Source organism: Rhizobium sp. LCM 4573, from assembly GCF_001854865.1.
GTDB lineage: Bacteria > Pseudomonadota > Alphaproteobacteria > Rhizobiales > Rhizobiaceae > Neorhizobium.
The window spans coordinates 1-18,166 of sequence record NZ_MDDW01000024.1; the positions used below are offsets into that span (position 1 = coordinate 1).

Genomic DNA, 18,166 nt, shown 5'->3' on the forward strand with positions numbered 1-18,166 from the left:
GGGCCGGAAGCCCCGAGAGAACGCCGAAGGCCACGCGAATGCGGAGCCACTCAACTAAACAATAGCGAGGTTCCGCATTCGTGTGGGCTCTCCGACGAAAAAGGCAGGCCGGTTCGCCGGGAAGGAAATCAGGACGAACACGGGAGCCGGAACCGGCCGCGTGAACGAAACCGCGCGTCATCGAACCGTGCCGCAAAGAAGATCAGGGAGAAGGAACGATGCCGAGAAGCGAAGAGGAATGCCGCCGCATCATAGAGGAAGAAAACAGGCAGCCCTTTCTGCCCTGGATGACTGTGGGCGAATTCAGCGCGCTATCCGAACGTCAGAAATCCCGTGAACTCCAGAAGTACACTCAATACTTCACCACCTATCTCGGCTTCTGGAAGACCTGCGATCTGTCATCCTGCCGTCGGGCCAAAGCCTGCAAGGGCTTTCTCACTGAGGCGCAATATCGCGCCGAGCCGGGTTATCACGATAGCTTTCCGCCCTGTGTCGGCCCTGGCGGCGCACGCCAGCCGGAGGTTCTGGCGTGCATCGGGCAACTCGGTGGCGAGGAGGAGGACGAGCCCAAATACGATGGCAGGCGGGGGATGGATGTGGAGTGATGATAGGCCGTGGGGGATGGGAGCGCGGTTACGCCATTCTGCATGGAGTGTGAAGCGGCGCGTGGAGCCCCCCCCTTGTGGGGAGGGGTTGGGGAGGGGATCTTTTTGCTGGGCTCAAAGACCCCTCCCGCCTGCCGGCCACCCTCCCCACAAGGGGAGGGTTAGACCATGCCGCGCCGCCTCACACTCCATGCGAAATGGCGCAGCCAGCCTTGCCTTCCCGCTCAGTAACCCTTAGCTCCTAATGCATGTCGCGCAAAAGTGTGCAGCGGTTTTGCGATAACGACATGCATAGAAACAAGAGCTTAAAGCGAGAAGCGAATCTGAAGATCGCGACGCGCTTTAAGCCACGACGAACGCGATTCCCATGGCGCAGAAGGTTTCCCTTTCCCGGCTCAAGCTCACCGACTTCCGTAACTACGCGGAAGCCGCGCTTGCGCTCGACGGACGGCATGTGGTGCTGACCGGCGAGAACGGCGCCGGAAAGACCAACCTGCTGGAAGCCGTTTCCTTTCTGTCGCCCGGCCGGGGCTTGCGCCGCGCCGTTCTTGCCGATGTCACGCGTGTCGGCGTTGCCGGCGGCTTTTCGATCTTCGCCGATGTCGACGGCATGGAAGGCGAGGTATCGATCGGCACCGGCATCGAAGCCGGCGAAGGCGAGGCCGTCACCCGCAAGCTCCGTGTAAACGGCACCCCGGCGAAATCCACCGAGGAGCTTTCCGACCATCTGAGCGTGCTCTGGCTGACGCCGGCCATGGATGGCTTGTTCACCGGCCCCTCTTCCGACCGCCGGCGTTTTCTCGACAGGCTGGTGCTCTCGCTCGATCCCGCTCATGGGCGGCGCGCCGCCGATTTCGAGCGCACCATGCGCAGCCGCAACCGGCTGCTTTCGGAAGGCCGGTTCGATCCTGCCTGGCTTTCGGCCATCGAGGCGCAAATGGCGGGGCTCGGCATCGCGATGGCCGCTGCCCGCAACGAGATGCTGGGGCTGCTCAGGACCCTCTCCGCAGCCTCCGGCGAGACAGCTTTCCCCTCCCCGGTCCTTTCCCTTCAGGGCTTCATGGATGGGGCCGGCGACAAGCCCGCCGCCGAACTCGAGGACGACTACCTTTCCATGTTGCGCGACAGCCGCGGCCGGGATGCCGCCGCGGGCCGCACGCTCGAAGGACCGCACCGGTCGGACCTCCTGGTGCGCCACCGAGAAAAGGACATGGAGGCCGAGCGCTGCTCGACGGGCGAGCAGAAGGCCCTGCTGATCGGTCTCGTTCTTGCCCATGCCCGGCTCACCGCGAACATGACCGGCTTTGCACCGGTCCTGCTGCTCGACGAGATCGCCGCGCATCTCGACGAAGGGCGGCGGGCGGCACTTTTCGATCTGGTTCATGACCTCGGGGGGCAGTCCTTCATGACCGGCACTGACAAGGCCATGTTCTCCGCACTTGCGGATCGTGCGCAGTTCTTCACCGTCTCGCACGGCTCCGTCACTTCCTGAGTTACGCGCCCCGCCTGGCGATGATATGATGGCAGACATGGAACACTTGACCCCCGAAGAGATCGAGCGCTACCGCCGCCACATCCTCCTTCCCGAAGTCGGCGGAACCGGACAGCAGAAGCTCAAGAACGCCCGCGTGCTGGTGATCGGCGCCGGCGGGCTCGGCGCTCCAGTGCTCTATTATCTCGCCGCGGCCGGCGTCGGCACCCTCGGCATCATCGACGACGACCGGGTTTCCCTCTCCAACCTGCAGCGGCAGGTGATCCATGATTCGGGCACGATCGGCGAGATGAAGACCGAAAGCGCGCGGCAGTCGATCGCCAAGCTCAATCCGCTCGTCCGGACCTTGAACTTCGAAGAGCGCTTCTCTCTCGAATGGGCGGAGCGGCATCTTTCGCTTTTCGATCTCGTGGTCGACGGCTCGGACAATTTCGACACGCGCTATGCAGCGGCGGACGCGGCGGAGATCGCAAAGGTCCCGCTGGTCACCGGCGCCGTCGGGCGTTTCGACGGATCGGTTACGGTGCTGAAGCCCTATGAGGCCGGTCCGGGGGGGAATCCCCATCCTTCCTACCGCGATCTCTTTCCCGAGCGGCCGCCGGAGGGCCTCATCCCCTCCTGCGCCGAAGCCGGCATTCTCGGCGCGCTCACCGGCGTCATCGGCACACTGATGGCGATGGAGGCGCTGAAGCTCATCACCGGCATCGGCGAGCCCCTGATCGGCCGGCTGATGCTTTATGATGGGCTCTCCGCCCGCTTCGACACTATCCGGTACAAGCGCCGCGCTGGACCGGCAGCAGCCGAATGACTTCAGTTGCGGCCGGGCAGAACCCGGTTCGGCGGACGATGGCCGTCGAAGAAGGTGCGGATGTTGATGATGACCTTGTCGCCCATGTCGATGCGGCCTTCGATCGTCGCCGAACCCATGTGCGGCAGGAGAACGACCCGTCCTTCATTGGCGAGCTTCACCAGCTTCGGGTTCACGGCCGGYTCGTTCTGGTAGACGTCGAGCCCGGCGCCGGCAATCTTGCCGTCACGCAAGAGCTGGATCATCGCCGCTTCGTCGATGATGTCGCCGCGCGCGGTATTGACGATGATCGAGGTCGGCTGCATCAGCGCCAGACGGCGCGCCGAAAGCAGATGGAAGGTTGCGGGCGTCGACGGGCAGTTCACCGAGACGACGTCGACACGGGCGAGCATCTGGTCGAGGCTGTCCCAATAGGTCGCCTCCAGCTCCTCCTCCGTCGCCGGATTGACGCGCTTGCGGTTGTGATAGTGGATCGAAAGGCCGAAGGCCTTGGYGCGGCGGGCGACGGCGGTGCCTATCCGACCCATGCCGACGATGCCGATACGTTTGCCCCAGATGCGGCGTCCCAGCATCCAGGTGGGGCTCCATCCGGCCCATTCGCCCGGATGATCCGTCAATATGCGGGCACCTTCGGTGAGGCGGCGCGAGACCGCGAGGATGAGTGCCATGGTCATGTCGGCCGTGTCTTCGGTCAGCACGTTCGGCGTGTTGGTAACCGTGATGCCCTTCCTGGCGGCGGCATCCACGTCGATATGGTCGATACCGTTGGAGAAGCTCGCGATCAGCTTGAGCTGCGGGCCGGCCGTCTCGATCAGCCCCTCGTCAATGCGATCCGTCACGGTCGGCACCAGGACGTCGGCAGTCCCCATCGCCGCGGCCAGTTCGTCGCGCGTGCGCGGCCGGTCGTCGATATTGAGCTCGGCGTCGAAAAGCYCCCGCATGCGGGTTTCCACCGYGTCCGGCAGCTTGCGGGTGATATAGACCTTGGGCTTCTTCTTCGCTGTCACGGGCTCGCTACCATGAGACATCTTTTTAGGAGGTCCTTAACCAAGTCGCGCGATATTCGGTGCATTCAGGGGCGTTTCTACCAGACCCGTCGGCGAAGACAAACAAAACCTCGCAAGGGGGATGGCCGTCATGATTCCGCCCCGGCAGGAATCGAGCGCGGCCCTGTTCACAAAAAGGCCGCCCAATACGGATCGGAACCCATGCGTCGCGCCATTCTTTCGTCGTGCATCGCCCTCTCCCTCGGCCTCGCGGCGCTTCTGCCGGCGACGCTCGTCGCCACAGCACCGGCTTACGCCCAAGGCGCGGCCAAGGGCGCAAGCGGCCTTCCGCTGCCGCGATTCGTCAGCCTGAAATCCAGGAAGGTCAACATCCGCATCGGCCCGAGCACCGATTATGCGGTTGCCTGGATGTACATGAAATCCGGCACGCCCATGGAGGTCATCCAGGAATACGAGAACTGGCGGCGGGTGCGCGATGCGGACGGCACGGAGGGGTGGGTCAACCAGGCGCTGCTTTCCGGCGAACGCACCGCCGTCGCCGCGCCGTGGATGCGCGGCAAGGGAAAGGACATTTACGTCAACATGCGCCGCGATCCGCAGAATTCGGGCCCGATCGTGGCCAAGCTGCAGCCGGGCGTCGTGCTGCGCATCAGCGAATGCAATGGCGACTGGTGCCGCGGCGAGGCCAACGGCACCGAAGGCTGGGTCAACCAGGGAGAGGTCTGGGGCGCCTATCCGGGCGAGGCCTTCAAATAAGACCTTTCCGCTCGGCAGCCTCCTTCAGGGATTCCATCGGGCGCGGGCCGATCTGCTGAATGCAGATGTGCGCCGCCAGGCAGCCAAGCTTTCCGCAGTCCTCGAGAGAGCGCCCTTGCGTATAGCCGAAAAGGAATCCCGCCGCGAACAGATCTCCCGCTCCCGTGGTGTCGACGAGCTCCTTGACCGCATAGGCGTCGACCTTCACCCGTTCGTCTTTGCGGACGATGATCGCGCCCTCTTCGCTCAGCGTCACCGCCGCGAGCTTGCAATCCTGAGAAATTTTATCAAGCGCCAGATCGAAATCGTCGGTTTCGTAGAGCGATAGAGCTTCCTGCTTGTTGGCGAAAACAATATCCACCGTGCCGGAACGCATGAGATGAAGGAATTCCGCGCGGTAACGATCGACGCAGAAGGGATCGGAAAGCGTCATGGAGACTTCGCGGCCGTTCTCGTGCGCGATGCGGGCGCTTTCCAGGATCGCCTCCTTGGCGCGCGGCGGGTCCCAGAGATAGCCCTCGAAATAGGTGACGCGGGATGCGGCCACCACCGCAGGCTCGACATCCTCCGGGCCGAGATCGACGCAGGCRCCGAGWTAGGTGTTCATCGAGCGCTCGCCATCAGGCGTCACGAAGATCATAGAGCGGGCGGTCGGGGGATGAGTCCCCTCAGGCCTCGTCTCGTAGTAAACACCCTGAGCGCGGATATCGTGCTGGAAGATCTCCCCGAGCTGGTCCTTCGCGACCTTGCCGAAATAGGCTGCCTTGCCGCCAAACCCCGCGACGCCTGCCGCCGTATTGCCCGCGCTGCCGCCAGAAGCTTCGACAGCCGGCCCCATCCGCGAATAGAGAAGTTCCGCACGCTCCGCATCGATCAGGTTCATCGCTCCCTTGATGATGCCGTTGTCGTCGAGAAACTGATCGTCGCAACGGGCAAGAATATCCACGATGGCATTGCCGATGGCGAGCACGTCGAATTCTGGCATACGGTGTCGGTCCCTTGATGGCTGGTGGTGGAGAACGGGTATTCGGCTTTCTCGGAGAATGGAAGAGGAAAGAACCGGATACCGCAGAAGTCCCGGATGTCATACCCCTGTCATCACGCATTGCTAGAAGAATTCAAGCCTGATCGGCGGCCGACCATGGATGTAATGGCGGCGGCGATCGGCGGCCGGCAAAGCCGGTACGGAAAGCGGGGAGAAGTGCCCCGCTTTTTGTTTGACCGCTTAACCGCCTCGCGAACACAAGAATCGGAAGAAGAACGGCACTTCTGCGCCAAACGCATTTGTCGCGGTTGGCGACATGCGTTAGACGCATAAGGGTCAACTCTCCCGAAAGCCTCCCCCGTGTCCTCCGTTCTCGTCAATGTCGCTCCCGTCTTCCTCCTCATCCTGATCGGCTGGCTCGTGGCAAGGGCCGGAATCCTGAAGGAGGAAACCGGTGACGCGCTGGGCGAATTCGTGTTCAAGATCGCGGTGCCGATGCTGATCTTCCGCACTTTGGCGGAGGCGCATTTCGAAGGCACGTCTCCCTTCCGGCTCTGGACCGCCTATTTTTCCGGCRTCGCCGTCACCTGGGCCGTTTCGCATCTCCTTGCGACGCGGCTCTTCGGACGGGATGCCAAAATCGGTGTCGTCGCCGGCCTTTCGAGCGCCTTCGCCAACAACGTTTTCATCGGTCTGCCGCTCGTGGGACGCAGCGTCGGAGAGGATGGGCTGGTGGCGATCTCTATCCTGCTCGCCATTCACCTGCCGCTGATGATGATCGCCGGAACGATCCTGATGGAGCACGCCGTCGCCAAGGTGGATGGCGGGGGCAGACGCAGCCTGTCCACGGTGCTGAAACAAGTGGCGACCAATCTCGTTCGCAACCCGCTGGTGATCGCGCTGGCCGTGGGACTGGCCTTCAATCTCTCCGGCCTGACCTTCAGCGCTCCCTTGAAGACGGTGGTCGACCAGCTCGCGGGTGCAGCCGCCCCGGCCGCGCTGATTTCCATCGGCATGGCGCTTACCAAATATCCGGTTCGCGGCCATCTCGACCTCACCGGCGCTACATCCGCGCTCAAACTCCTGCTGATGCCGGCCGTCGTCTTCGCGATGAGCCGGATGCTCGGCCTTTCGCCGGCATGGACTTCGGCGCTTGTGCTGACCTCTTCGGTACCGACCGGCATCAATGCCTGGCTGATCGCCCAACGCTTCCACGCCGGCCAAAGCCTCGCTGCCTCGACGATCAGCATCACGACGGCGCTCGGCGTCGTTTCGGTCAGCTTCTGGGCCTGGCTGCTCGGCTGACCCGGAAGCCAGCACAACGAAAAAACCCGGCGCGAGGCCGGGCTTTCCGATAGGATTTTCGAAGGATCAGTTCGTGGCCGGGGGTGCCGCCTCGGCGGGCGCGGCGTTCGGGTCCGGCAGCGGCGCGGGAGAATCGGCCTGCTCGCGGATATAGGCGATCAGGTTGGCGCGCTCGTCGTCCTTCTTCAGGCCAGCAAAGCCCATTGCGGTGCCCTTGATGTAGGCCTTCGGTGCAGCGAGGAAGTGGTTCAGGTGCTCGAAATCCCAGACCACGCTGCCGCCCTGAGAGAAATCCTTCATGGCAGCCGAGTAGCTGAAGCCTTCATGCGAAGCGATCGGGCGGTTGACGACACCCCAGAGATCCGGGCCGACCTTGTTCGGTCCGCCCTTCTCGATGGAGTGACAGCTCTGACACTTCTTGAAGACGGTTGCGCCGGCAGCGGCATCCGCGGAGGTCAGAAGCTGAGCGATCGGCACCGCAGCGGGCGCTTCGGCACCACCACCCTGGCCTTCCGTGGGCTCAGCGGCGACGATGGCAAAACCTTCCTTCTCCGGAGCTTCGGAATGGAAAAGGCCTTCCGACGCAATGGACACCGACATCATGACGAAAACCGAGGCAAGCAGGGCGCCAGTCGCCATGTTCACATAGGGGCTCATCAGCAAATGCTCCTTCCCAACCGCCGGCACAGGGCGGGCCATCTTGAAATTGCGCGGAACCTATGTCTTTTGCATTGCCGTTGCAACACGAATTGTAATCCCCGCGTGAGACCTTTTGACACTATTGCACGGGGATTTGAAGGGCCATCCGATGAAGAATTCCGCTTTCGAACGGACGCTCGTGCTGATCCCCGCACGAATGGCTTCCATCCGCCTGCCGGGCAAGCCGCTGGCGGACATCAACGGGCTGCCGATGATCGTCCAAGTGGCGCGCCGCGCCCAGGAAGCACAGGTGGGGCGAATCATCGTCGCGGTCGATCATCAGGACGTGTTCGACGCGGTCACCAATGCCGGCTTCGAAGCAACGATGACCCGCGCGGACCATCAGGTGGGCTCCGACCGAATCTTCGAGGCGCTGCAGAAAGCCGATCCGGAAGGGAAAGTCGACATAGTCATCAACGTGCAGGGGGATCTGCCGACCGTCGAGCCCGAAGTGGTGCGGGCTTCGCTTCGGCCCCTGGAGAACCCGACGACCGATATAGCGACGCTGACGACCGAGATCACCGACGAACACGAAAAGACCAATCCCAACATCGTGAAGATCGTCGGTTCGCCGATTTCGGACACCCGCCTGCGGGCACTCTATTTCACCCGCGCGACAGCCCCTTACGGACCGGGCCCGCTCTATCACCATATCGGCCTCTATACATTCCGCCGCGCGGCACTGGAAAGATACGTGTCGCTCGAGCGCTCGACGCTTGAAAAGCGCGAATCGCTCGAGCAGCTCCGCGCGCTCGAGGCGGGAATGCGGATCGATGCCGAAATCGTTGACTCGGTCCCGCTCGGGGTCGATACTCCCGCCGACCTCGAAAAAGCCCGAGCGATCCTCGCCGGCCGCATCTCCTGACGGATTTTCCCATGAGCCAGACCACAAATCGGATCGCCTTTCAGGGCGAATTCGGCGCGAACTCCGACATGGCCTGCCGCGACATGTTCCCGTCGATGGAGCCCCTGCCCTGCCCGACCTTCGAGGATGCCTTCCAGGCGCTCGAAAACGGCGACGCCGATCTCGCGATGATCCCGATCGAAAACACCATTGCCGGACGCGTGGCGGATATCCACCACCTGCTGCCGGAATCGCGTCTGCATATCATCGGTGAATATTTCATGCCGATCCACTTCCAGCTCATGACCCTGCCGGGCGTGATGCGGGAGGAAATCCGCACCGTCCACAGCCATATCCATGCGCTCGGACAATGCCGGAAGGTCATCCGCTCGAACGGCTGGAAAGCAGTCGTCGCGGGCGACACTGCCGGGTCGGCGAAGCTGGTGGCGGAATCCGGAGACCGGTCGATGGCCGCACTTGCCCCGCGCCTTGCCGCCGATCTCTATGGTCTCGAAATCCTGGCCGAAAACGTCGAGGACCGGGAGGACAACGTCACCCGTTTCGTCATCCTGTCACGCGACGAGAGCTGGGCCGGCCACGAAGAGGCCGACGAGATCATCGTCACCACCTTCGTTTTCAACGTGCGCAACATACCGGCGGCGCTCTACAAGGCACTCGGCGGCTTCGCCACAAACGGCATCAACATGACCAAGCTCGAGAGCTACCAGCTCGGCGGCAAGTTCGTGGCGACCCAGTTCTATGCGGATATCGAAGGCCATCCGGAGGATGCGCCGGTACGCCGTGCGCTGGAAGAACTGCGCTTCTTCTCCGAAAAGGTGCGCATTCTCGGCGTCTACAAAGGCCATCCGATGCGAGGGGCCCTGAACAGGGAGTAAGCTCCTCGGGCTTGCTCAGCCTACGCTGGCTGCTCCGCTCTTCGCGAGGCTCGGGGGCGTTCGTCGCTGCAATCGATGATTCACTGGATCGATAGCTCAAGCGACGCTTGGCCGCTCCTCATCCCACTCGATCCAATCGCGCAGCAGCCGATAGGCGATCGCCCCCTTGGCGGGCGCGAAATAGGGGCTGTCCGGTCCGGCATCCAGCATGGCGGCGGCTTCGGCCCGCTCGAACCAGCGTACGTCCTGCATTTCCTGCGGGTCGATCCTGATCTCGGTGGATTTCGCTTCCGCATAGCAGCCGATCATCAGCGAATGCGGCATCGGCCAGGGCTGGGAGGCGTGATAGCGCACGCGGCCGGTTTCGATGCCGGCTTCCTCGAAGGTCTCGCGGCGTACCGCATTCTCGATCGTTTCTCCCGGCTCCACGAAGCCGGCCAGGCAGGAATACATACCTTCCTGGAAATGATGGCTGCGCCCGAGCAGGCAGCGGTCGCGCTCGATGTCAACGGTCAGCATGATGACGACCGGATCAGTGCGCGGGAACATCAGGTGCTGGCATTTGGTGCAGGTGCGCTTGTAGCCACCCATCCCCATTTCGGTCCGTGACCCGCACTTTCCGCAGAAGAGGTTGGCYGCATTCCAGTTGAGCAGCGACACAGCCTGGGCTACCTCGCCCTGGAGCTCGCCCTCAATGAGGCTGTCGCGGAAGAGAGCGCGGGCCTCGGTCGGCTTGAAATGGCTTGCCAGTTCCTCGGGCGGGACCGTGACCGGCACCGCGATGCGCGGCTCGCCGGTTTCCCTGTAGCCGAGCAGAACGGCATTTTCGAAATCCGGCTTCAGGTCCGGCAGTTCGTAAGGAGAGAAGAGCGGATCGAGGATCTGTCCGTCATGCTTGAGGATGAGCCGGCTGCCGGTGAAGGCGAGAATACGGGCGCCCTCGACTGCAAGGGCCCTTTCCACGCAGTCATCCTGCCGGTACTCGGCCTGGCGGTCCAGCCTGTTACCGGAAAAGGCGGTCAGGCTGCTCGGTTCGGGATGCGGGGCGTTGGTATCGAAAATGCTCGCTGTCATGATCAGAGGTTTTCAACCAGGGCTTTGATGAAATCTTCTTTTTGCGAAGAGGCATAGGAGACCGCCTGACCAAAGCCCCAGATCGGGCCGGGCCAGTTCGGATCGCCCTCGAAACGCGCGATGACATGCACGTGCAATTGGCTGACGACATTGCCGAGCGCGCCGATATTGATCTTCTTCGCGCCAGTGGCCTTCTTGAGCGCCGTCGCGACCGTATTGGTCTCGAAGGTGAGGAGGGCCTGGTCGAGCGGCGTCAGTTCGAAGATCTCGCTGATGCCGGCGCGCTGCGGCACCAGCACCACCCAGGGCCAGCGGCTGTCATTCAACAGCCGAAGCTGGCACAGGCCCAGCTTGGTTATGAGCTCGGAATCCCGGGCGAGCCGCGCATCCAGTTCAAATTCGCCCAAGCTTTCCTCCTGTCGTTTTCTTATTGAATAGCAGTTTTTTACAGGGTTGGCTTGCATTTGCCAGCATTATTGCCGATATGTGCGGCGGGAGGTTGGTGGTGGACGAGCCACTCGCCAACCGGGTCAGGTCCGGAAGGAAGCAGCCCTAACGAGCCAGGCACGGGTCGCCGTGCCAGCCTCCCACCTTCTCATCTTGGTCAAGATCCGGTCCGGTCAAGATCGCCTGGCAGCCGGAATGGCCCGTACAGGCCTCAAGGCCTATAGTCAGGACCTTATGAGCGATACCGGGCCGACATTCCCTACCCCTTCTTCCCCGGCCGGCAGCGGCTATCGGGTGCTCGCYCGCAAATACCGCCCCAAGGATTTCTCGGACCTGATGGTCGGCCAGGAGCCGATGGTCCGCACGCTCACCAATGCTTTCGAGACGGGCCGCATCGCGCAGGCCTACATGCTGACCGGCGTGCGAGGAGTGGGCAAGACGACGACCGCCCGCATCCTTGCCCGCGCGCTCAACTACAAGACGCCCGAAATCGACAAGCCGACGATCGACCTGCGCATTCCCGGCGAACATTGCCAAGCGATCATGGAAGGCCGGCATGTCGACGTGATCGAGATGGATGCCGCCTCCCATACCGGCATCGACGATATCCGCGAGATCATCGAGCAGGTGCGCTACCGGCCCGTTTCGGCACGTTACAAGGTCTATATCATCGACGAAGTGCACATGCTCTCGACACAGGCATTCAACGGCCTGCTGAAGACGCTCGAGGAGCCGCCCGAGCATGTGAAGTTCATCTTCGCGACGACCGAAATCCGCAAGGTTCCGATCACGGTGCTCTCCCGCTGCCAGCGGTTCGACCTGCGCCGCATCAGCGCCGCAGATCTCGTCGGCCTCTTCTCGACCATCGCGGAGAAGGAAGACATCGCCGCCGAGCCGGAAGCGCTCGCCATGATAGCGCGCGCCGCCGAAGGTTCGGCACGCGACGGCCTGTCACTGCTCGATCAGGCGATCGCCCATGGCGGAGGCCGGGTCGAGGCGGAGGCGGTGCGCGGCATGCTGGGGCTTGCCGACCGCGCGCGTATCGTCGATCTCTTCGAGCATATCGTGCGCGGCGACGTGACAGCAGCGCTTTTTGAATTCGGCGCGCAATACGAAGCGGGCGCAAACCCGGTGGTCGTGCTGACCGACCTTGCCGATTTCACCCATCTCGTCACCCGTTTCAAATATATTCCAGATGCGGCGGACGATCCTTCGCTCAGCGAGGTGGAGCGTCTTCGCGGCCGGGAATTCTCCGAAAACGTGGCCGTCAGTGCGCTTTCCCGCATGTGGCAGATGCTCTTGAAGGGTATTCCGGAGGCGGAAAACTCCTCGCGGCCCGCGGGCGCGGCCGAGATGGTGCTGATCCGGCTCGCCCATGCGGCCAACCTTCCCTCGCCGGAAGAGGCTGCGCGGCGGCTTTCCGATTTTTCGGGCGGCGACGGGCAACGTCCGGCCCCGTCCTCGAACGGCAATGGCAGCCGACCGGTTTCGCGCGAAGCACCCATGGAAGCCCGCGGGATGGAAATGCCCGCTACACGCAGCCCGGGCGGCGGGCCGACCGCGATGCTGCGCGCCGTCCCCACGCCTGAAAACGCGAGGGATGCGCTCGAGCGTCCGGTAGTGCAGGCAACGACAGAAACCCAGCCGGAACCGAAAGTCCACATCCGGTCGCTGGAGGACATCGGCGATCTCTGCGCCAAAAACCGCGAGCCGGTCTTGCGCGCCCGCATCCGTCAGTCGGTCCATCTGGTGAGGCTCGAACCCGGCCGGCTTGAAATCAGCCTCGAGCCCGACGCGCCGAAATCCATCGTCAACGACCTGACCTCTAAGCTTCGGGAATGGACCGGGATCACATGGTGGGTAACGCTCTCCAACGAGCCTGGGGCCCCGACACTGGCTCAGGCTGAGGAGCAGGCCAAGGAGCAGCGCAAGACCGATGCGCGCGCCGATCCGGACGTGGCGGCGATCCTTGCCCAGTTCCCCGGCGCGCGAATCACCGATGTGCGCATCCGCGCTGAGGAAGAGAACGAGGACGAAGAGGCRCCGGCGCCGGCAACCGCGGAATCCGCCGAAGGCGACATCCTGCCCGGCGACGATATCGAACTATAAGAGAAGGAAAAGACGATGCGCGACATCATGGGCATGATGAGCAAGGTCAAGGAAATGCAGGCCAAGATGGAGAAGATGCAGGCGGATATCGCCGCGCTCGACATCGAAGGCTCGTCCGGCGGCGGCCTCGTGACCGTGCGGCTCAACGGCAAGGGTGAGATGCTGGGGCTGAAGATCGACCCTTCGCTTTTCAAGGAAGAGGAAGTTGAAATCCTCGAAGACCTGATCGTCGCCGCTCACAAGGACGCCAAGAGCCGTGCCGAATCGATTGCCGCCGAAAAGACCAAGGAACTCACCGCCGGCCTGCCGATCCCGCCCGGCATGAAGTTGCCGTTCTGACGCCTGCTTGACAGTTTCCCGCCTGCGGCAATGGCTGCGGGAGGAGGAGGACRCATGATAACGCTCGCATCCCTGCTTGTCTTTGCCGCCGCACTGTTCGTGGCAGCCGGCTCGCCCGGCCCCAGCATCGCGRCTCTCGTCGCACGCGTCCTCGCCAAGGGCTATCGCGACGTCCTGCCCTTCATCGCAGCGATGTGGATCGGAGAGGCCATGTGGCTTTCGCTGGCGGTTGCCGGCCTCGCGGCCATCGCCGAAAGCTTCCATATGGCTTTCGTGACAATCAAATGGATCGGGATTGGCTATCTCCTCTATCTCGCCTGGAAGATGTGGTTTGCCACACCCGCCGGTGAGGGCGAAGAACTGCCGGAGATGCGATCGGCGCTGAAGATGTTCTTCGCCGGGATGACCGTGACGCTCGGCAACCCGAAGATCATGATGTTCTATATGGCGCTCCTGCCGTCGATCATCGACCTCGGTCGGGTGACGCTGACCGGCTGGCTCGAACTCGTCGCGACGATGGTCGTGGTGCTCGCGGCCGTCGATCTCCTGTGGGTATCGCTCGCCGCAAAGGCCCGCCAGTTCCTGAGGAGCCCACGGGCGGTCAGGATCGCCAACCGGCTTTCCGCTGGCACCATGGCAGGCGCGGCCGCGGCAATCGCCGCACGCTGAAAGCACCCTCCCCGAACGGCCAAAAGTTTCGCTGAGGCCAAGCCTTCGGCGATTCCGTTTTGCCGGCATATGAGCTAAACAGCGAGCATGGCAAAGCGAGTCACCGGCCCCGAAATCGAAAAACTCATCCAGCTTCTGGCGAAGGTGCCGGGCCTCGGGCCGCGCTCGGCGCGCCGCGCGGCGCTGCACCTCATCAAGAAGAAAGACCAGCTTCTCGGCCCGCTTTCGATGGCAATGGGCGAGGCCTATGACAAGGTGAAGGTCTGCTCCCGCTGCGGGAATGTGGATACCGTCGATCCCTGCACGGTCTGCACCGATATCCGCCGCGACCAGTCCGTCATCATCGTGGTGGAAGACGTCTCGGACCTGTGGGCGCTGGRGCGCGCCGGCGCGATGAACGCCGCCTATCACGTTCTCGGCGGCACGCTGTCGCCGCTCGACGGCGTCGGTCCCGAAGATCTCAACATCCGCGGCCTCATCGACCGGGTGAGCGAAGGGAACGTGCGCGAGCTGATCATCGCGGTTAATGCCACGGTCGAGGGACAGACGACGGCACATTACATCACGGACCAGCTTTCCGGCATCGACGTGAAGATCACCCGGCTGGCACATGGCGTGCCGGTCGGCGGCGAACTCGACTATCTCGACGAGGGAACGCTGACGGCAGCGCTTCGGGCGCGCACGACGATATAGATTGACGAGGATATCGATGAGGAAACTCCCCGGCTCTGTCTTTCGGCAGTTCATTGCGCTGCCTTTGCTGGTCATAACCACGCTCCTCCCCCTTCCCTCGCTTGCCCAATCGCGCGCGGATGTGGAGCGGCAATTCCAGCGATGGATCGCTGGTGATCTTGGCTCGGAGGCGAAGAAGGCGGGGATTTCGGAGCGCACGCTGAAGGCTGCGTTTCAGGGTGTCTCTCTCAACTGGGATCTCCCCGACCTGGTACCGCCGGGAACCAGGCCGCCGAAGAAGCAGGACCAAAGCCAGGCGGAATTCTCCTCTCCGGGCGCCTATTTTTCCGAAAAGCGGCTGCAGGGGCTTGCCGCCACTGGCCGAAGCCTGGCCGCCACCCATGCGGCGACCTTGAACAACATCGAAGCCGCCTATGGTGTGCCGGGCGAAATCGTCGTGGCGATCTGGGGCCGTGAATCCGGCTTCGGCCGTGCGAAGCTTCCCTATTCCGCCTTCGAGGTGCTGGCGACGAAAGCCTTCATGTCGACCCGCAAGGAGATGTTCCGCGCCGAGCTCATCGCGGCTCTCACCATGGTCGAACGCGGCTATATCGCACCGTCAAAAATGATGGGCTCCTGGGCCGGCGCGCTCGGCCAGCCGCAGTTCATGCCCTCCAGCTACCTGAAATATGCCGTGGATTTCGACGGAGACGGCCATCCGGACATCTGGAATTCCGTGCCCGACGCGCTCGCTTCAATCGCCCATTACCTTCAGAAGGAGGGCTGGAGCCGAGGCCGCGACTGGGGTTTCGAGGTGACCATTCCCGCCAATGTGAGCTGCGCGCAGGAAGGTCCCGATCTCGCCAAGCCGATCTCCGCCTGGGCTTCAACGGGGATCGAACGGATTTCCGGCAAGGCCTTTCCGTCCGCGGAAATGAAAGCGCCCGGCATGATGCTGGTGCCGGCAGGCCGGCATGGCCCGGAATTCATTGTCACGCCCAATTTCTACGTGCTCAAGCAGTACAATAATTCCGATCTCTATGCGCTCTTCATCGGCAACCTCGCGGACCGGATCGCCCACGGTGCGGGACCTTTCAGGGGCGATTGGGGCGATGTCGGCAAGATGCTGCGCTCGGACGTGCTCGCCATGCAGAAGGCGCTGGTCGCCAAGGGCTATGACGTCGGCAATGTCGACGGCCTGCCCGGTTTCAAGACGCGCCGATCGCTCGGCGATTGGCAGGCGAAGAACGGCATCATGCCCACCTGCTACCCCGATGCATCGCTGAAAACCAGATTACGGTAGGTTGCGCTTCAAACCCTCATGGCTCGCGACGAAGCCGAGCTTCTCATAAAAGCGGATCGCATCCGGCCGCGCCTTGTCGGAGGTGAGCTGAACCAGTCCGCAGCCCCGCTCGGCCGCCCTTTCCACCGCCCATTCGATCAATGCTGAACCCAGCCCGCCTCCGCGCTGRCTTGAAGCGATGCGCACACTCTCGATCTGCCCGCGCCACATGCCGGTGCGCGAAAGGCCAGGGATGAAGGAAAGCTGCAGGCAGCCGACCACGCCATCGTTCCCATCCACCGCCACAACGAGAAGCTGGTTGGCATCCGCCTCGATGGCGGCGAACGCCTGCTCGTAGCGGGCATCGACAGGATCGGAAACCACCTCCCGCGACTGGCCAAGCGCATCATCGGCAAGCAGGCCGATGATGGCGGGAAGATCGTCATGGCGGGCTTTTCTGAATGAAAACATGAATTGCCTAGTGATGCAGATCGGGTGGCGACTTGTAGATGATGTCGCTTTTTGGCGGAATGGTCTGGCGCTCGATCATCCGGTGGACGCGAGGGCCGTCGTCGCCGCGATGCAGACGACGGATACCGTCCCATATCTCCTGGTCGGCCTTCGTGCGACGCTGATTATGGCGTACATAATCCGCCCAGGTGGCGGTATGAYAGGTCTCGGTCCAGATTTCCGGGTGTTCCAGATCGCGCATCAAAGCCCATTGGCGAGCACCGTCGCGGATGCGGACCCGCCGGCGGCTGGACATCAGAGCCAGGAACTCCGGGACGTCTTCGGCCGCGATCGTATAATCGATCAGCGAGACGATCGGACCGCTGCGCGGCTGCAGGTCGAACTTCAGGAGCGGCTCGTTGAAACGGTTCAGCGGATCGAGATCGACGGCGCCGAACTGCGGCACCGGTAACCGCAAGCCAACCGCCGCGCCGACCAGCATGACAAGGCTCGATATCGCGAGGGCCATCGATACGCCGGAGGCTTCCGCAACGAGACCCCAGACCCAGCTGCCGAGCRCAATACCGCCGAAGGTGGCCGTCTGATAGAAGGAAAGCGCCCGGCCGACCACCCAGCGGGGTGTTGAGAGCTGCACCGTCGTGTTGAAGAGGGAAAGTGCCAGAACCCAGCAGGCGCCAGGGACGAGCAGTACAAGACAGGTGAGCCAGGTGCTGGTACTGAGCCCCGCAATGGCGGCGCTCGCGGCAAAGCCGAGGAAGGAGAGCCGAACGATCGCTTCGCTCGACAGGACCTCCCGGATACGGGTGTTCATCAGTGCGCCGCCGATTGCTCCCACGCCGAAGGCGCCGAGCATGACGCCATAGGTCAAGGGACCGCCCGAGACGAGATCACGCGCAACGATCGGCATCAAGGCGAGAATGGCGCTGGCCGAGAGACCGAACAGCAGGCCGCGAAACAGCACGTTGAGGATATTGGGCGACATCGCCACATAGCCGAAGCCGGCGGAGATGGCGCGGCCGAGCGTTTCGCGCGGCAGGGTGGTATTGGGTATCTCCGGCTTCCAGCGCAGAAGTGCGGTGATCGGCGCGAAATAGGAAACGGTGTTGATCGCGAAAGCGGCAGCGGCCCCCGCAGCGGCGACGATCGCGCCGCCGAGCGCCGGCCCGAGGCTGCGGGTGATGTTGAAACCCATGCTGTTCAGCGACACCGCCGCCGGAAGCACGTCACGGGGGACCATGTCTCCCACCGAAGCCTGCCAGGAGGGATTGTTGAGCGCTGTCCCGCAGCCGATCAGGAAGGTGAAGGTGAGCAGGAGCCAGGGCGTGAGCAGTTCGAAATGGGCAAAGAGTGTCAGCAATGCCGAAACGGCAAGCATGAAACACTGTGCGGTGATCATCAGCCGGCGGCGATTGAAACTATCCGCCAGTGCGCCCGAGACCAGCGAGAACAGCATGATCGGCAGGGCCGTGGAAGCCTGCACCAGCGCAACCATGTTCTTCGAGTCGGAGATGGACGTCATCATCCACGCCGCGCCGACCGCCTGGATGAGACCACCGAAATTCGAAGCCAGACTCGCAACCCAGATGTTGCGGAAAGTCTCATGCCCGAAAGGAGCCAGGGGCGATACCCGATCCGGCACGTTTCCTCCCTCGTCTTGTCCGGCTGCTGTTCACTCCCTAACTAGAGAATGTTCCCGGCCTGACAAG

Annotated in this window: 19 protein-coding genes and 1 other RNA gene; 13 read left to right on the plus strand and 7 right to left on the minus strand. The window is 63.0% G+C overall.

The window, feature by feature from the left end; all coding sequences use genetic code 11:
* The first annotated feature begins 218 nt into the window (after nt 1-218).
* From LCM4573_RS18450 to LCM4573_RS18460, 3 genes are all read left to right on the plus strand, one after another.
* Complete coding sequence (locus tag LCM4573_RS18450; RefSeq protein WP_071007630.1) at nt 219-605, plus strand: hypothetical protein; 387 nt, start codon at nt 219-221, stop codon at nt 603-605.
* A gap of 367 nt (nt 606-972) precedes the next feature.
* The gene (gene recF / locus LCM4573_RS18455; protein ID WP_071007852.1) at nt 973-2,097 is read left to right on the plus strand and encodes a DNA replication/repair protein RecF; all 1,125 of its coding nucleotides are present in this window, start codon (nt 973-975) and stop codon (nt 2,095-2,097) included.
* Between the two features lie 37 nt (nt 2,098-2,134).
* Entirely contained in the window at nt 2,135-2,905 is a 771-nt protein-coding gene (locus LCM4573_RS18460) for a molybdopterin-synthase adenylyltransferase MoeB (protein WP_071007966.1), read from the plus strand.
* A gap of 2 nt (nt 2,906-2,907) precedes the next feature.
* Here the strand turns inward: LCM4573_RS18460 and LCM4573_RS18465 are convergent, their stop codons facing one another.
* Nucleotides 2,908-3,912 (minus strand): D-glycerate dehydrogenase, encoded by a 1,005-nt coding sequence (locus LCM4573_RS18465; RefSeq protein ID WP_071007967.1) that lies wholly within the window; start codon nt 3,910-3,912, stop codon nt 2,908-2,910.
* 201 nt (nt 3,913-4,113) lie between these two features.
* Between LCM4573_RS18465 and LCM4573_RS18470 the strand changes: the two genes are divergently transcribed.
* On the plus strand, nt 4,114-4,668 hold the full coding sequence (locus tag LCM4573_RS18470) for an SH3 domain-containing protein (RefSeq protein ID WP_071007853.1): 555 nt from the start codon (nt 4,114-4,116) through the stop codon (nt 4,666-4,668).
* Here the strand turns inward: LCM4573_RS18470 and LCM4573_RS18475 are convergent.
* On the minus strand, nt 4,661-5,653 hold the full coding sequence (locus LCM4573_RS18475) for an adenosine kinase (protein ID WP_071007854.1): 993 nt from the start codon (nt 5,651-5,653) through the stop codon (nt 4,661-4,663). The genes LCM4573_RS18470 and LCM4573_RS18475 overlap by 8 nt on opposite strands.
* A 360-nt stretch (nt 5,654-6,013) precedes the next feature.
* Here LCM4573_RS18475 and LCM4573_RS18480 point away from each other — a divergent pair, with 360 nt between their 5' ends.
* Nucleotides 6,014-6,958, plus strand: a complete 945-nt coding sequence (locus tag LCM4573_RS18480) for an AEC family transporter (protein ID WP_071007855.1) — start codon at nt 6,014-6,016, stop codon at nt 6,956-6,958.
* A gap of 66 nt (nt 6,959-7,024) precedes the next feature.
* Here the strand turns inward: LCM4573_RS18480 and LCM4573_RS18485 are convergent, their stop codons facing one another.
* A complete protein-coding gene (locus LCM4573_RS18485; RefSeq protein WP_071007856.1) occupies nt 7,025-7,615 on the minus strand; it encodes a cytochrome c family protein in 591 nt (196 codons plus the stop codon).
* A gap of 151 nt (nt 7,616-7,766) precedes the next feature.
* Between LCM4573_RS18485 and LCM4573_RS18490 the strand changes: the two genes are divergently transcribed.
* On the plus strand, nt 7,767-8,522 hold the full coding sequence (locus LCM4573_RS18490) for a 3-deoxy-manno-octulosonate cytidylyltransferase (protein ID WP_071007857.1): 756 nt from the start codon (nt 7,767-7,769) through the stop codon (nt 8,520-8,522).
* Nucleotides 8,523-8,533: 11 nt separating this feature from the next.
* Nucleotides 8,534-9,397: a prephenate dehydratase gene (locus LCM4573_RS18495; protein WP_071007858.1), complete on the plus strand. Its 864-nt coding sequence runs from the start codon at nt 8,534-8,536 to the stop codon at nt 9,395-9,397.
* A gap of 96 nt (nt 9,398-9,493) precedes the next feature.
* Here the strand turns inward: LCM4573_RS18495 and nudC are convergent, their stop codons facing one another.
* Nucleotides 9,494-10,471 carry an NAD(+) diphosphatase gene (gene nudC, locus LCM4573_RS18500; RefSeq protein ID WP_071007859.1) on the minus strand — a complete coding sequence of 326 codons (978 nt, stop codon included), beginning with the start codon at nt 10,469-10,471 and terminating at the stop codon, nt 9,494-9,496.
* A 2-nt stretch (nt 10,472-10,473) separates the two neighbouring features.
* On the minus strand, nt 10,474-10,935 hold the full coding sequence (locus LCM4573_RS18505; protein ID WP_071007860.1) for an HIT family protein: 462 nt from the start codon (nt 10,933-10,935) through the stop codon (nt 10,474-10,476).
* Between the two features lie 30 nt (nt 10,936-10,965).
* On the opposite strand from LCM4573_RS18505, the gene ffs reads away from it, so the two are divergent.
* From ffs to LCM4573_RS18535, 6 genes are all read left to right on the plus strand, one after another.
* Nucleotides 10,966-11,062: signal recognition particle sRNA small type (gene ffs / locus LCM4573_RS18510), an RNA gene on the plus strand.
* A gap of 90 nt (nt 11,063-11,152) precedes the next feature.
* A complete protein-coding gene (locus LCM4573_RS18515) occupies nt 11,153-13,027 on the plus strand; it encodes a DNA polymerase III subunit gamma/tau (protein ID WP_071007968.1) in 1,875 nt (624 codons plus the stop codon).
* A 15-nt stretch (nt 13,028-13,042) separates the two neighbouring features.
* Entirely contained in the window at nt 13,043-13,366 is a 324-nt protein-coding gene (locus LCM4573_RS18520; protein WP_071007861.1) for a YbaB/EbfC family nucleoid-associated protein, read from the plus strand.
* Between the two features lie 57 nt (nt 13,367-13,423).
* Nucleotides 13,424-14,035 carry a LysE family translocator gene (locus tag LCM4573_RS18525; RefSeq protein ID WP_071007969.1) on the plus strand — a complete coding sequence of 204 codons (612 nt, stop codon included), beginning with the start codon at nt 13,424-13,426 and terminating at the stop codon, nt 14,033-14,035.
* A gap of 87 nt (nt 14,036-14,122) precedes the next feature.
* Nucleotides 14,123-14,728, plus strand: coding sequence for a recombination mediator RecR (recR, locus tag LCM4573_RS18530; protein ID WP_071007862.1), 606 nt, complete (start codon nt 14,123-14,125; stop codon nt 14,726-14,728).
* 16 nt (nt 14,729-14,744) lie between these two features.
* Complete coding sequence (locus LCM4573_RS18535) at nt 14,745-16,010, plus strand: lytic murein transglycosylase (protein ID WP_083347529.1); 1,266 nt, start codon at nt 14,745-14,747, stop codon at nt 16,008-16,010.
* Here LCM4573_RS18535 and LCM4573_RS18540 read toward each other — a convergent pair.
* Nucleotides 16,002-16,460 (minus strand): GNAT family N-acetyltransferase, encoded by a 459-nt coding sequence (locus LCM4573_RS18540; protein WP_071007863.1) that lies wholly within the window; start codon nt 16,458-16,460, stop codon nt 16,002-16,004. The two genes, LCM4573_RS18535 and LCM4573_RS18540, sit on opposite strands and share 9 nt — an antisense overlap.
* A 7-nt stretch (nt 16,461-16,467) precedes the next feature.
* Nucleotides 16,468-18,099 carry an MFS transporter gene (locus LCM4573_RS18545; RefSeq protein ID WP_071007864.1) on the minus strand — a complete coding sequence of 544 codons (1,632 nt, stop codon included), beginning with the start codon at nt 18,097-18,099 and terminating at the stop codon, nt 16,468-16,470.
* Nucleotides 18,100-18,166: the final 67 nt, after the last annotated feature.